Origin of the sequence: Isoptericola sp. NPDC056573 (assembly GCF_042793335.1) — a bacterium.
Lineage (GTDB): Bacteria > Actinomycetota > Actinomycetes > Actinomycetales > Cellulomonadaceae > Isoptericola.
Window position 1 is genome coordinate 163,454 of record NZ_JBHTUY010000006.1, and the last position, 13,580, is coordinate 177,033.

Annotated in this window: 10 protein-coding genes; 6 read left to right on the forward strand and 4 right to left on the reverse strand. The window is 75.1% G+C overall.

Annotation, left to right across the window (positions count from 1 at the left end; translation table 11 throughout):
- Position 1: 1 nt before the first annotated feature.
- On the reverse strand, positions 2-1,003 hold the full coding sequence (locus ACFQ8E_RS12715; RefSeq protein WP_430550924.1) for a branched-chain amino acid ABC transporter permease: 1,002 nt from the start codon (positions 1,001-1,003) through the stop codon (positions 2-4).
- A 13-nt stretch (positions 1,004-1,016) separates the two neighbouring features.
- Positions 1,017-2,543, reverse strand: coding sequence for a branched-chain amino acid ABC transporter permease (locus tag ACFQ8E_RS12720; RefSeq protein ID WP_430550925.1), 1,527 nt, complete (start codon positions 2,541-2,543; stop codon positions 1,017-1,019).
- A gap of 240 nt (positions 2,544-2,783) precedes the next feature.
- Here ACFQ8E_RS12720 and ACFQ8E_RS12725 point away from each other — a divergent pair, with 240 nt between their 5' ends.
- From ACFQ8E_RS12725 to ACFQ8E_RS12750, 6 genes are all read left to right on the forward strand, one after another.
- A complete protein-coding gene (locus ACFQ8E_RS12725) occupies positions 2,784-5,009 on the forward strand; it encodes a S9 family peptidase (protein WP_430551038.1) in 2,226 nt (741 codons plus the stop codon).
- A gap of 184 nt (positions 5,010-5,193) precedes the next feature.
- Entirely contained in the window at positions 5,194-6,216 is a 1,023-nt protein-coding gene (locus ACFQ8E_RS12730) for a 3-oxoacyl-ACP synthase III (protein WP_430550926.1), read from the forward strand.
- 2 nt (positions 6,217-6,218) lie between these two features.
- Complete coding sequence (locus ACFQ8E_RS12735; protein ID WP_430550927.1) at positions 6,219-8,987, forward strand: alpha/beta fold hydrolase; 2,769 nt, start codon at positions 6,219-6,221, stop codon at positions 8,985-8,987.
- A complete protein-coding gene (locus tag ACFQ8E_RS12740; RefSeq protein ID WP_430550928.1) occupies positions 8,984-10,024 on the forward strand; it encodes an NAD-dependent epimerase/dehydratase family protein in 1,041 nt (346 codons plus the stop codon). Before ACFQ8E_RS12735 ends, ACFQ8E_RS12740 begins: the two co-directional genes overlap by 4 nt.
- Positions 10,025-10,163: 139 nt before the next feature.
- Complete coding sequence (locus tag ACFQ8E_RS12745; RefSeq protein ID WP_430550929.1) at positions 10,164-11,435, forward strand: anion permease; 1,272 nt, start codon at positions 10,164-10,166, stop codon at positions 11,433-11,435.
- Positions 11,432-11,743, forward strand: a complete 312-nt coding sequence (locus ACFQ8E_RS12750) for a hypothetical protein (protein ID WP_430550930.1) — start codon at positions 11,432-11,434, stop codon at positions 11,741-11,743. The genes ACFQ8E_RS12745 and ACFQ8E_RS12750 overlap by 4 nt, the downstream gene beginning before the upstream one ends.
- Before the next feature lie 82 nt (positions 11,744-11,825).
- Here ACFQ8E_RS12750 and ACFQ8E_RS12755 read toward each other — a convergent pair whose 3' ends face one another.
- Both ACFQ8E_RS12755 and ACFQ8E_RS12760 read right to left on the reverse strand, forming a co-directional pair.
- Positions 11,826-12,713: a CHAD domain-containing protein gene (locus ACFQ8E_RS12755; protein WP_430550931.1), complete on the reverse strand. Its 888-nt coding sequence runs from the start codon at positions 12,711-12,713 to the stop codon at positions 11,826-11,828.
- Between the two features lie 41 nt (positions 12,714-12,754).
- Entirely contained in the window at positions 12,755-13,570 is an 816-nt protein-coding gene (locus ACFQ8E_RS12760; RefSeq protein WP_430550932.1) for a class I SAM-dependent methyltransferase, read from the reverse strand.
- Between the last annotated feature and the right edge of the window lie 10 nt (positions 13,571-13,580).

A 13,580-nucleotide genomic window follows, 5' to 3' on the forward strand; every position in this document is an offset into this window, starting at 1 on the left:
GTCAGCGGACATTGAAGGCCAGCTCCTTCTTGTTACCGAGGATGCCCTGCGGCCTGAAGATCACGAGGAGCATGAGGGTGATACCCACCAGCATGCCGCCGATCTGCTCCACGTTGGTGGTGCTGATGATCTCTCCCACCCCGGTGTTCTCGGACAGGGCGCGCATCCCGGTGCGCATGAACATGTAGGCGCCGAAGAAGATCATCGCGCCGAGCACCGGGCCGAAGACGGTCGCGGCCCCGCCGAGCAGCAGCACGGTCCACACGAAGAACGTCATGGTGCGCCCCATCGCGTCCGGGGCGATGGTGATCGGCAGCACGTAGAGGACGCCGCCGAGCGCGCCGAGCATGCCGCCCAGCACCAGGGACTGCAGCTTGTACGAGTACACGTTCTTGCCGAGCGCCCGCACGGCGTCCTCGTCCTCGCGGATGCCCTTGAGGACGCGGCCCCACGGGCTGCGGGTGATGAGCCAGACGAACAGCAGGGCCAGGGCGACGACGCCCCACGCGAAGAGGCGCGTCCACCAGGAGTCGGAGCCGGTGTTGATGTACTCGAGCGGCCCGATCACCGTGCGACCGTCGGGCAGGGGCGACAGGTCCTGGAAGGTGCCCTTGTAGTTGCGGCCCTGGAGCCCGGAGGCCCCGCCGGTCCACTCCTGCAGCCAGGTGGACCGCCCGATCCACCGGATGATCTCCGCGGCGGAGATGGTGACGATCGCCAGGTAGTCGCCGCGCAGCTGCAGCGTCGGGATGCCGAGGACCAGAGCGAACAACAGCCCCGCGACCAGGGCGACGAGCAGCGCGACGAAGAACGGGGCACCGGCGATCGTCGCGATGCCGAAGCCGTACGCGCCGAGCAGCATGAAGCCCGCCTGGCCCATGTTGAGCAGGCCCGTGTACCCGAAGTGCAGGTTGAGGCCGATCGCCGCGACGGCGTAGGCCGCCGTCGTCGGGGCGATGAGCTCGGCGAGCGACTGGGTGAGGATTCTGAGGAACTCGTCCATGGTCGGTCTCCCTTCAGCCGATCCGCTCGCGGCGGCCCAGGATGCCCTGCGGCCTGATCAGGAGCACGAGGATGAGGATCACGAGCGCCGACGCGTACCGCAGGTCGCTCTGGATCACGAGGTTGGACAGCTCGACGACCAGGCCGATGAGGATCGACCCGACGAGGGCGCCGAAGGCGGTGCCGAGCCCGCCGAGGGTCACGGCCGCGAACATGAGCAGCAGCAGCTGTACGCCGAGCTGCCAGTTGAACGACCCGAACGAGATACCCCACATGAGCCCGGCCAGCGCGGCGAACGCGGTGGCGAGGATCCACACGACGCGGACCACCTTGTCGGGGTCGATGCCGGTGGCCGAGGCCAGGGCCGGGTTGTCGGACACGGCGCGGGTGGCCCGGCCCAGCCGGGTGCGGGTGAGGAAGAGCGCGAAGCCGATCAGGCACACCAGCGCGACCGCCATCGAGATCCACGACGTCGTGCTGAGGGTGATCCCGAGCAGCGTCAGGGGCCGCGGGTTGGCCGACAGGATGCGCTCCGACCCGCCGCCGATGAGCAGCTGGATCACGTACTGCAGCGTGATCGACAACCCGATCGAGACGATCATCAGCTGCATCACGGGAGTGCCTCTGCGGCGTAGCGGGCGCCAGATGGCCGCATCCTGCGCGACGCCGGTGAGGGCGCAGACGGCGATGGTCAGCAGGCCACCGACCCAGATCGACATCCCCATCTGGTTGATGGCGATGAAGCCGAGCGCGGCGCCGAGGGCGAACTGCTCGCCGTGGGCGAAGTTCGACATCCCGGTGGTGCCGAAGACGAGGTTGAGCCCGATGGACGCGAGCGCGAGCAGCAGGCCGAAGCGGATGCCGGAGCCGAACTGCTGCCACACCTGGCCCCAGGAGAACGCCCGCTCGGAGGCGTCGCCCTCCGGCGCCGTCGCGACGCCGTCACCCTCGGTGGTGGTGTCGGTGCCCGCGTCGGTGCCGTCGTCGCCGCCCGGTGCCGCCGTGGTGGCCTCGGCGCTGGGGCTCTCGGAGGCCACCGCCTCGCCGCCGACCCGGAAGGCGGCCCGTCCGGTGCCGCCGGTCTGGGCGGTGACCTGGAGCTCGGTCGACGCGCCTTCCGGCAGCTGCTCGCCCGCAGGCAGGGACGCGGGGTCGAGGGTGAGGATGTAGCGGCCGACCTCGGGCACCGCCACCGACACGGGAGCGTCGGCCGTGGTGGTGACGGTCTCGTCGAAGCCGCCGGGCCCGGTGATGGTCACCTCGGCGTCGGCGATCCGGTCGCCCGCGTCGTTCATGACGACGACGGCGACGCAGGCGGTCGAGTCGTCGGGTCTGCAGTCGGTCGCGACCGTGGTCGCGACCCTCGTGCCGGTGGTACTTCCTGTGCTGGTGCTGGTGACGGCGCTGCTGGTGTGCGCCACGTCTGCCCCCGGCGTCGCCTGCGCTGGTGGCGAGGCGAGCACAGCGGGTGCGAGGGCGATCGCGAGTGCTGCCACCGTGCGGCGCAGTGCGATCGCCCTGGTCGGTCGGTCCGTCGTCATCGGCCGGGTCCTCCGTGTGTCGATGTCGTTCCCCCGGGGGCGAGCCCGGGGTTCCGCCCGCTCACCCCGTCGATGCAGGGACACTAAAGGCCCCATGTATCCCCGGCGTTTCGCGAGCGTGCCGCGAGTGTAGCCACGAAAATGTGACCCAAATGACAGATCCAGGTCACAGTCCGGCATCACGCGGGCGGAATCCGTGCCTCGCCGCCGCGGACCTAGGCTGGCCGGGTGCCTGACGACCTGACCGCTCCCACAGACCTCGAAGCCTCCGACGACGCCTCCCCTGGAGCCGTCCCCGACCGCGCTCCCGTCGCGGAGCGCCGCCCCACGGTCCGCCGTCACCACGGCGACGAGGTCGTCGACGACTACGAGTGGCTGCGCGACAAGTCCTCGCCCGAGGTACTGGCGCACCTGGAGGCGGAGAACGAGTGGACGCAGGCGCAGCTGGCGCACCTGGCGCCGCTGCGGCAGGCGGTCTTCGACGAGATCAAGGCGCGCACGCTCGAGTCCGACCTGTCGGTGCCCGTGCGGATGGGCGGGGCCTGGTACTACACGCGCACCGAGGAGGGCCGGCAGTACCCGATCCACGCGCGCGTGCCCGCCGCGGGGGAGTGGGCGCCCCCGCGCATCGAGGCGGGCACGGTGCCGGCGGGCGAGCAGGTGCTGCTCGACCAGAACGCCGCGGCCGCGGGCCACGACTTCTTCTCCCTCGGCTCGTTCGACGTGTCCGAGGACGGCGCGCGGCTGGCCTACGCCGTCGACACCCAGGGCGACGAGCGGTTCACGCTGCGCGTGCGCGACCTGACCACGGGCACGGACCTGCCCGACGTCGTGGAGGACACGTTCCCGGGCGCCGTCCTCACGCCCGACGGCCGGTACGTCTTCTACCCCACGGTCGACGACGCGTGGCGGCCGTACCGGATCTGGCGGCACGAGGTCGGCACGCCGTCGTCCGACGACGTGCTGGTGCTGGAGGAGCCCGACGAGCGGTTCTGGATCGGCGTCGGGCTCACGCGCTCGCGCCGTTACCTGGTGATCGAGGCCGGGTCCAAGACGACCAGCGAGGCGCGCGTCCTGGAGGCCGACGACCCGACGGGCGGGTTCCGCGTCGTGTGGGAGCGTCGGGACGACGTCGAGTACACGGTGGAGCACGCCGTGATGGGGGACGGCGAGGGGCGCGACGCGCTCCTCGTGCTGCACAACGACGGCGCGGAGAACTTCGAGCTGGTCGTGACGGACGTCCCCGCGACGGGCGACGGCGCGACGGCGACCCCGCTGGACCCGGCGCAGGCGCGCGTCGTCGTGCCCCACGACCCGGACGTGCGGCTCGAGGGCGTGGACGCCTTCGCCCACCACGTGGTGCTGAGCCTGCGGCGCGAGGCGCTGCCGCGCGTCGCCGTCGTGGACCTTGCCGACACCGCGCGCACCACCGCGGACCAGCCGTGGACGGCGCGGGAGATCGACGTCGACGAGCCGCTGTTCTCCGTGGCCCTCGACGCGAACCCCGCGTGGGAGCAGCCGCTGCTGCGGGTGCAGCACACGTCGTTCGTCACGCCCGCCACCGTGGTGGACGTCGACCTCGCCACCGGTGAGCGGCACGTGCGCAAGCGGCAGCCCGTGCTCGGCGGCTACGACCCGGCCGACTACGCCCAGCACCGCGAGTGGGCGACGGCCGAGGACGGCACGCGCGTGCCGATCAGCCTGGTGTGGCGGCGCGACGCGGTGACGCTCGACGGGTCCGGGACGCGCGCCGAGCCCGCGCCGCTGCTGCTGTACTCGTACGGCGCGTACGAGACGAGCATCGACCCGTACTTCTCCGTCCCGCGCCTCAGCCTGCTCGACCGTGGCGTCGTCTTCGCCGTCGCGCACGTGCGCGGCGGCGGCGAGCTGGGCCGGCACTGGTACGACGAGGGCAAGCTCGCGGCCAAGGAGCACACCTTCAGCGACCTCGTCGCGTGCGGGCGGCACCTCGTGGAGACGGGGTGGACGTCGCCGGAGCGGATGGTGGCCGACGGCGCCAGCGCGGGCGGGCTCACCGTGGGCGCGGCGCTCAACCTCTCGCCCGACCTGTTCGCGGGCGTGCTCGCCGGCGTGCCGTTCGTCGACGCGCTCACCTCGATGCTCGACCCGACGCTGCCGCTCACCGTCGTCGAGTGGGACGAGTGGGGCGACCCCCTGCACGACCCGGAGGTGTACGCCCGCATGAAGGGGTACGCGCCGTACGAGAACGTGCCCGACGACGCGTCGGCCTACCCGCGGGTCCTGGCCACGACGTCCCTGCACGACACGCGCGTGCTGTACGTCGAGCCCGCCAAGTGGGTCGCGCGGCTGCGGGCCGCCGGCGCCCCGGCGCTGCTGAAGATCGAGATGTCCGCCGGGCACGGCGGCGTCTCCGGGCGCTACGCGCGCTGGGAGGAGATCGCGTTCGAGCACGCGTGGACGCTCGACGTCCTCGGCGCGGCGTGAGGGACGTCCGGGCGTCCGGTGTGCGTCCCGGGTGAACCCTGCGTGGCCGATCCCACATCGCGGGGTTGGAACGGCGGGCGGGCCTCGGACGTCGTAACGTCGCGGGGCCGGGGTCGTGCGGCCCCGCCAACTCGTCGCTGAGCCGGCTCCGTGCGGCACGCACGACCGGTCGTCTGGAGCTCGTGTGTCAGGAAACGCCACCACCAGGTTCGCAGGTGTCTCCCTGCTGGCCGTGACCAGCAGGATCCCGGCCGGGGTGCGGACCTCGGCCGCCGTGCAGCAGCGGCTCGCCCCCGCGCTGCGGCGCCTGCGGCTCCCCACCTCGCTGCTCGAGCGCGTCGCCGGCGTGCGGGAACGGCGCGCCTGGGCCGCCGACGAGGACGTGGACGACGCGACCGTCGCCGCCGGGCGCGAGGCGCTCGCCGTCGCCGGTGTCGAGGCCGCCGACGTCGGCCTGCTGATCAACACCTCCGTGACGCGCCGGCACCTCGAGCCGTCCGTCGCGGTGCGGCTGCACCACGGGCTCGGCCTGCCGTCGTCGGCCGTGAACTTCGACGTCGCCAACGCCTGCCTCGGCTTCATCAACGGCATGAGCCTCGCCGCCGGGATGATCGAGTCGGGGCAGGTCCGGTACGCCGTCGTCGTCGACGGCGAGGACGCCGACATCATCCACGACCGCACCATCGAGCGGCTGCTGCGCGAGGACCGCAGCCGCGACGACTTCATGCAGGAGTTCGCGTCCCTCACCCTCGGCTCGGGCTCCGCCGCGGCCGTCCTGGGCCGCACGGACGAGCACCCCGAGGGCCACCGCGTCCTCGGCGGCGTCACGCGCGCCGCCACGAGGTTCCACGACCTGTGCGTGGGCAGCACCGAGGGCATGTTCACGGACGCGAAGGCGCTGCTCGACGGCGGCCTCGAGCTCGTCGTCGACGCCTGGAAGGACGCCGTCGCGGACTGGGACTGGGCGACGATGGACCGCTACGTCACCCACCAGGTCTCGCGCGTGCACACCGACGCCATCGTCGAGGCCGTCGGTCTCGACCGCGCCAAGGTGCCCACCACGTACGAGCGCCTCGGGAACGTCGGCCCGGCGTCCGTGCCCATCACGCTGGTGGAGCAGCAGGACTCGCTGAGCGCCGGGGACCGCGTGCTGCTCATGGGCGTCGGCTCCGGCATCAACACGGCGATGCTGGAGCTCGCGTGGTGACGGTGGCGACCCGCACCGTGCCCTCCACGACCCCCCGCCCCGCCGACACCGTGCCGCCGGGCCTGCCCGGCCTCGACGCGCGCCACAGCCACGTGCTCACCGACGCGCGCGGCGCGTCGTGGCACTACCTCGACAACGGGCCCGAGCTCGCGGCGCGCGGTCACGAGCCCGTCGGCACCGTGCTCGCCGTGCACGGCAACCCCACCTGGTCGTACCTGTGGCGGCGGCTGGTCGCCGACGCGCTGGACGCCGCCGGCGCCGGCGCGCCCGCTTGGCGCGTCGTCGCCGTCGACCAGCTCGAGATGGGCCTGTCGCAGCGCACCGGGGAGCACCGGCCGCTCGCGCGCCGGGTCGCCGACCTCGGCGCGTTCACCGACGCGCTCGGCCTGACGGGGCCGGTCGTGACGCTCGGCCACGACTGGGGCGGCGTCGTCTCGCTCGGCTGGGCGGTCGACCACCCCGACCTGCTCGCCGGCGTCGCGCTGCTCAACACGGCCGTGCACCAGCCCGACGACGCGCCCGTCCCGGCGCCCCTGCGCCTCGCCCTCGCCGGGCCCGTGCACCGCCTCGGCACGCGCACCACCCGTGCCTTCCTGGAGACGACGCTGTCGCTGGCCCGCCCCCGGCTGGCCGCCGACGTCGCCGCCGCGTACCGTCTGCCCTACCTCGCCGCCGACGAGCGTGACGGCATCGAGGGCTTCGTCGCCGACATCCCTGTGGACGGCGCCCACCCCAGCGCGCCCGAGCTGGACCGCATCGCCGCCGGCGTCGCCCGGCTCACCGTGCCCGCCGTCCTGCTGTGGGGGCCGCACGACCCGATCTTCTCCGACCGGTACCTCGACGACCTCGTCCGGCGGCTGCCGCACGCGCACGTGCACCGGTTCGCCGACGCCGGGCACCTGATCGCCGAGGACGTGGACTGGACTCCTGCTCTCTTCCGGTTCCTGCCTGAGGTGCTGTCGGCGGAGGGGTCGGCAACCCCGGGCACGGATGCGTTCACGGGCCCCAGGGGGCCCTCCACTTCGGGAATTCGTACATCCGTGCCCGAGGTTCCCGACCCCTCCGCCTCGAGCATCACCTCGCCGTCCGCTTCGCCGGACGACTCCGCGACACCGTTCGTGCCGCTGTGGACGGCGCTGGACGCGCGGGCCGACGACGACGCGCCGGCGGTGCTGGACATGACGACCTCCACGACGGCGGACGGGCGGCCGTTCACCGCGAGCTGGCGGGCGCTGGACCGGCAGGTGCGGCGCATCGCGGCCGGGCTGCACGGCATCGGGGTGCGGCACGGCGACCGGGTGTCGCTGCTGGTGGAGCCGGGGCCGACGCTGACGGCGCTGGTGTACGCGTGCCTGCGGATCGGCGCGGTCGTCGTGGTGGCCGACGCCGGGCTGGGCGTGCGGGGCCTGACGCGCGCGCAGCGGGGCGCGTGGCCGCGGTTCGTCGTCGCGCAGCGCAAGGGCCTGGCCGCGGCACGGGCGCTGGGCTGGCCCGGGGTGCGGATCTCGGCCGAGCCGCTGGCGCCCTCCGTGCGCCGCGCGCTCGGGGTGACGCACGAGCTGGTCGACGTCGCCCGGGCCGGCGAGGGACGCCCGCTGCCGCCGGAGCCCGGACCCCAGGACGAGGCCGCCGTGCTGTTCACGTCGGGCTCGACCGGGCCGGCGAAGGGCGTCGTCTACCGGCACGCCGAGCTGTCCGCGCTGCGGGACGCGCTCGCCGCGCACTTCGACGTCCGCCCGGAGACGGGCCTGGTCACCGGCTTCGCCCCGTTCGCGTTGCTGGGGCCCGCCCTCGGCACGCGGTCCGTCACGCCCGTGATGGACGTGTCGTCGCCGGCCACGCTCACCGCGCGGGCCGTCGCCGACGCGGTGCGGGCCTCGGACGCGCGCATCGTCTTCCTGTCCCCGGCGGCGATCCTCAACGTCGTCGCGACCGCCGACGTCCTGGACGCCGGGGACCGGGAGGCCCTCGCGCGGGTGCAGACGTTCCTCTCGACGGGCGCCCCGATCTCGGCCGAGCTGCTGGGCTCGGCGGCCGAGCTCATGCCGTCCGCGACCCCGCACACGCCGTACGGGATGACGGAGTGCCTCCTCGTCACCGACATCGCGCTCGACGGGATCCGGGAGGCCGCCGGGGCGCCCGACGCCGGCGTCTGCGTGGGCCGGCCCGTCGGCGGCGGCGAGGTGCTGGTCAGCGCGCTCGACGACGACGGCGCGGCGACGGGCGCGCCGTCCGGGGCCCCGGGCGTGCTGGGCGAGGTCCTGGTGCGTGCCGGGCACCTCAAGGAGCGCTACGACCGCCTGTGGCTCACCGACGTCGAGGCCGAGCGCGACACCCCGCCGGGCCGGTGGCACCGCACGGGCGACGTCGGGCACCTGGACGACCGGGGCCGCCTGTGGATCGAGGGGCGCCTCGCGCACGTGCTGCGCACGGCCGACGGCCCCCTGGCGCCGGTGGGCACCGAGCAGCACGTGGAGCGGGTGCCCGAGGTCCGGCGCGCCGCCGTCGTCGGCGTCGGGCCCGCGGGGGTGCACCAGGCGGTGGCCGTGGTCGAGACGGTCGACGACGGTACAGGGCGGGCGCGCCGTCCCGGCCTGGCGCCCGACGAGCTCGCGGCCGCCGTCCGCGCCGCGTCGCCGGTGCCGCTCGCGGCGGTGCTGGTCGTGCCGCGCATGCCCACCGACGTGCGGCACAACTCCAAGATCGACCGCACCCGGCTCGCGTCCTGGGCCGACCGGGTGCTCACCGGCGGGCGGGTGGGTCACCCGTGACCGCCCCCGCGCCCCGTGGGACCGTCCTGGTGACCGGCGCGTCCGGGCTGCTGGGCGGCGCGGTGGCCCGCGCCCTGGTGGCCAGGGGCGACGCCGTGCGCACGCTCCAGCGGCGACCGTCCGGCGTCGACGGCGCGGCCGACGTGCTCGGCTCCGTCACCGACGCGGACGTCGTCGCGCGGGCCGTCGACGGGGCCGACGCGGTCGTGCACCTGGCGGCCAAGGTGTCGCTGGCGGGCTCGCCGGCGGAGTTCCACGAGGTGAACGTCGGCGGCACGCGGTCCCTGCTGGACGCCGCCGAGCGCGCGGGCGTGCGCCGGTTCGTGCAGGTGTCCTCGCCGTCGGTCGCGCACCTGGGGACCTCCCTGGTCGGGGCGCCGGCCACCCCGGCCGACCCGGAGGGGGCGCGCGGCGAGTACGCGCGCACCAAGGCCGGCGCGGAGGTGCTCGCCCTGGGTCGGGACGCCGCCGGCGCCGGACCCGGTCGCGGAGGGTTGCGCGTGGTCGCCGTCCGGCCGCACATCGTCTGGGGTCCGGGGGACACCCAGCTCGTGGAGCGCGTCGTCGACCGCGCGGCCCGCGGCCGCCTGCCGCTGCTGGGGCGCGGCGCGGCGCTCATCGACACGCTCTACGTGGACAACGCCGCCGACGGGATGCTCGCGGCCCTCGACCGCCTCGCCGACACGCCCGACGTCGTCGGCGGCCGGGCGTACGTGCTGACGAACGGCGAGCCACGCACCGTGGCCGACCTGCTGTCCGGCATCTGCCGTGCCGCGGGCGTGCGGCCCCCCGCGTGGCGCGTGCCCGCGGGCCTGGCGCGGTCGGCCGGCGGCCTCGTCGAGGCCGTCTGGCGGGTGCGCCCCGGTGCCGACGAGCCGCCCATGACGCGCTTCCTGGCCGAGCAGCTGTCCACCGCGCACTGGTTCGACCAGCGCGCCACGCACCGCGACCTGCGCTGGGTTCCCGGGGTGAGCGTCGACGAGGGGCTGCGCCGTCTGGCGGCGCACTACGGAGGCTCCGCGCCACCCCCGCGGTAGCTCTCGCGGACGCCGTCCGCCACGCGCGAGCACGACACGCCGCTGCCAGATGAACAACAGGTGAACAGTCCCGGAACAGTTCACCGAACGGCCCACCGGCGGTCGAAAACGCTCGGGTTCACCCCCCACGATGGGTGCCGTGACCGAGACGCTTCTGCTCGCGCTCGTCGTCGTGACCGCACTCGCCTTCGACTTCACGAACGGGTTCCACGACACGGGCAACGCGATGGCCACCTCCATCGCCACCCGAGCCCTCAAGCCCCGGACCGCCGTCGCGCTGTCCGCCGTCCTCAACCTCGTCGGCGCCTTCCTCTCCCTCGCCGTGGCCGCCACGATCGCCAAGGGCATCGTCGACGCCGGGGTGATCACCCTGCCCGTCGTGCTCGCCGGCCTGGTCGGCGGCATCGTGTGGAACCTCATCACCTGGCTGTTCGGCATCCCCTCCAGCTCCTCGCACGCCCTCGTGGGCGGCATGGTGGGCGCCGTGCTCGCCGCCGTCGGCACGTCGGGCGTGCTGTGGGAGGGCGTGATCGCCAAGGTGCTCGTGCCCGCCCTCATCGCCCCCGTGGTCGCCATCGCGGTGGCCGGCGTGGGCACCTGGCTCGTGGCCCGCCTGACGCGCGGCGTGCCGCAGGACGTGACGAACCGCGGCTTCCGCTGGGGCCAGATCGGCTCCGCGTCGCTCGTCTCCCTGGCGCACGGCACCAACGACGCGCAGAAGTCGATGGGCATCATCCTGCTCGCGCTCATCGCGGGCGGCGCCGTGCCGGCCGACTCCGGCGTGCCGTTCTGGGTCATCGTGTCCTGCGCCGTCGCGATGGCGGTCGGCACCTACCTGGGCGGCTGGCGCGTCATCCGCACGCTCGGCAAGGGGCTCGTCGAGATCGACACCCGCCAGGGCATGGCCGCCGAGACGTCGTCCGCCGCCGTCATCCTGCTGTCCAGCCACTTCGGCTTCTCGCTCTCGACGACGCACGTCGCCACCGGTTCCGTGCTCGGGTCCGGCGTCGGCATGCCGGGCGCGAAGGTCCGGTGGAGCGTCGCGGGCCGCATGTTCGTGGCCTGGATGGTCACCCTCCCCGCCGCCGGCCTGGTCGGCGCGCTGTGCCACTGGCTCGAGTCGTCCATCGGCGGCGCCGCCGGCACGATCGCCGTCTTCCTGCTGCTGGTCGTCACCTCGGCGGCCATCTGGGTCGCGTCGCGCCGCAAGCCCGTCGACCACACCAACGTCAACGAGGCGTGGGACGAGGAGAAGGGCGCGTCCGTCGAGCCCGTCGCCGCCACCACCGGCGAGGCCGGCGGCGAGCGCGTCGGGCCCGTGCCCGCCGTGACCACCGCCTCGTCCGTCGCGCCGGCCGTCGGCGCCGTGGGCACCGTCAGCGCCCCGTCCAACCCGAAGGTGGGAGCATGAACTTCATCGAGTGGGGCGCCCTCGGCCAGGTCCTCGTGGCCGGGCTGATCGTCGGCGCCGGTATCCCCGCGCTCTTCGCGCTCGGGCTGCGGCTGCTGGCCGGCACGACGTCGGCCGACCCGGTGGCGGCGCAGCCCGCGCCGTCGTCCGCTCCGCGCGGTGGCGACGCGAACGACGCTCCGACGTCGCGCGTGGTCGCCATCCCGCGCCCGTCGGCAGCCCGCCTCGCCGGCGCCATCGCCTGCATGGGCGTCGTGGTCGGCGCCATCGCCTTCGGCCTGGTCTTCCTGGTCTCCGGCGGCCACTGACCGTCACCTTCGAGCACGCGATCCGTACCGCCAACCCTCCGTCCGGCGGTACGGATCGCGTGCTCGAAGGTCTCTCGGCCCCTCAGCGGGCGGCCGCGGCCGCGGCGGCGAGAGCCTGCGCCGCGCGCTCGTCGCCCAGCTTCACGCACGCGGCGACGGCCGCGGCGGTCCGCGGCCCGGACAGGTCGAGCAGGGTCGCGCGCAGCACGTCCGCGTCGTGCACGGTGCCCAGCAGGTCCTGCAGCTCGCGATGGTGCGCGACGACGTCGTCCGCCCACCGGTCCGTGGCGCGGTCGCCGGAGCCGGCGAGCACCTCGGCGGCATAGCGCGCCCGCCGGGCCGCCTTGCGGAGCCGGTGCACGACGCCGGGCGCCGGCCGGTCGCCCGATCCGGGGTCACGCCACGCGGCCACCGGACCCGCGCGGCGCCCGACCCGGGCCAGCTCGCGCTCGACGCCGGGTCGCAGGGCCGTCGCGGCCGGCGTCCCGGGCCGGTCGGCCAGCGGGGGCGCGGCGGCGAGCACGTCGAGCCGCGCCGTGAGGTCCCGGCACCGGGCCGAGGCGAGCGCCGTCGCGACCTCCGCCCGGGCGGCGGCGTCGGCCGCGACTAGCCCGCCGTCGAGCGTCGCCAGCCCCGCGAGCACGTCCGGCGACGGGCGCTCGAGGTCCGCGGCGAGCGCCGCCAGGCCGGCGCGCCGCACCTCGGCGTCGCGCGCCGCGCCGAGGGTGCGCACCCACCAGGTGAGGGCCTCGACCGTGCCCGGCTCGGGCGCCGTGCAGCCCCGGAAGACGCGCAGCGTGGCACGCAGGCGCCGCACCGCCACGCGGGCGTCGTGCACCGCGTCGGGGGCGGCCTCCGGCGCACCCGACGCCCGCGCCGCGGCCGCCCGGACGTCGTCGTGCCCGCGCAGGACCGCCTCCGCGTGGGTGCGGATCGCGGCGGCGAGGACGTCGCCGGCGGTGCGGGTCATGCTCGATCCTCGCCCGCCGCCCGGGCTCCCGCCGCGCGAGGTCAGACGCGCACGGCGCCGACCGAGAGCGTGAACCCCTGCTGCACGAAGCGGCCGCCGGCGGCGTCGATCGCGGCGCCGAGCCCCGCGAGCAGGGGCTCGAGCCGCGCGGCCGGGAGCCGGGTGGCGACGCCGGTCGTGGGCACCAGGGCCAGCCACTCGTCGCGCGTGTAGGTCCGCTCCCAGGTGTCGCGCCGCTCGCTCGGCGCGGAGAACCGGCCGGTGCGGCGCAGACCGTCGGCCGCGGCCTCCACCATCTGCCGGTAGGCGGTCTCCGCCGACGCCGTCCCGGTGGCCGCCAGCGGGGAGCCCGGGAGCACCTCCCGGTACACCTCGGCGAACGCGACGGCCAGGTCGTGCGGCGGGTCGCCCGCGTTCCAGAACACCGTGAGCGCGCCGCCGGGGCGCAGGACGTCCGCGGCTCGGGCCGCCCCGGCGACGGGGTCCACCCAGTGCCAGGTCTGGCCGGCGGTCACGGCGTCGAACGACCGGCCGGACGGCGCCCACTCCTCGAACCGTGCCACTTCGACCTCGAACCCGTCGCGCCGCGCGACCTCCGCCATGCGCTCGTCGACGTCCACCCCGAGCACGTCGCAGCCGGCCGCGCGCAGCTGCCGCGCCACGATCCCGGTGCCCACGCCGACGTCGAGCACGCGCGGCACCGGGCCCGCGGCGGCGTCGCGCGCGGCGTCCGCGACCGCCGCGATCAGCGCGTCGGGGTAGCGCGGGCGGGCCCGGTCGTAGGCGGCGGCGTCGACGCCGAACGACGACGCGACCTGGCGGAGCTCTTCCGGGTCCAGCGAAGGAGTGGCGCTCATGCGGTCAGCC

Excerpts from the sequence above, each read along its gene's own strand:
- ACFQ8E_RS12720 (WP_430550925.1), bottom strand. The coding sequence starts at position 2,543 with ATGACGACGGACCGACCGACCAGGGCGATCGCACTGCGCCGCACGGTG.
- ACFQ8E_RS12750 (WP_430550930.1), top strand. The coding sequence starts at position 11,432 with ATGAACTTCATCGAGTGGGGCGCCCTCGGCCAGGTCCTCGTGGCCGGG.
- ACFQ8E_RS12715 (WP_430550924.1), bottom strand. The coding sequence starts at position 1,003 with ATGGACGAGTTCCTCAGAATCCTCACCCAGTCGCTCGCCGAGCTCATC.
- ACFQ8E_RS12760 (WP_430550932.1), bottom strand. The coding sequence starts at position 13,570 with ATGAGCGCCACTCCTTCGCTGGACCCGGAAGAGCTCCGCCAGGTCGCG.
- ACFQ8E_RS12755 (WP_430550931.1), bottom strand. The coding sequence starts at position 12,713 with ATGACCCGCACCGCCGGCGACGTCCTCGCCGCCGCGATCCGCACCCAC.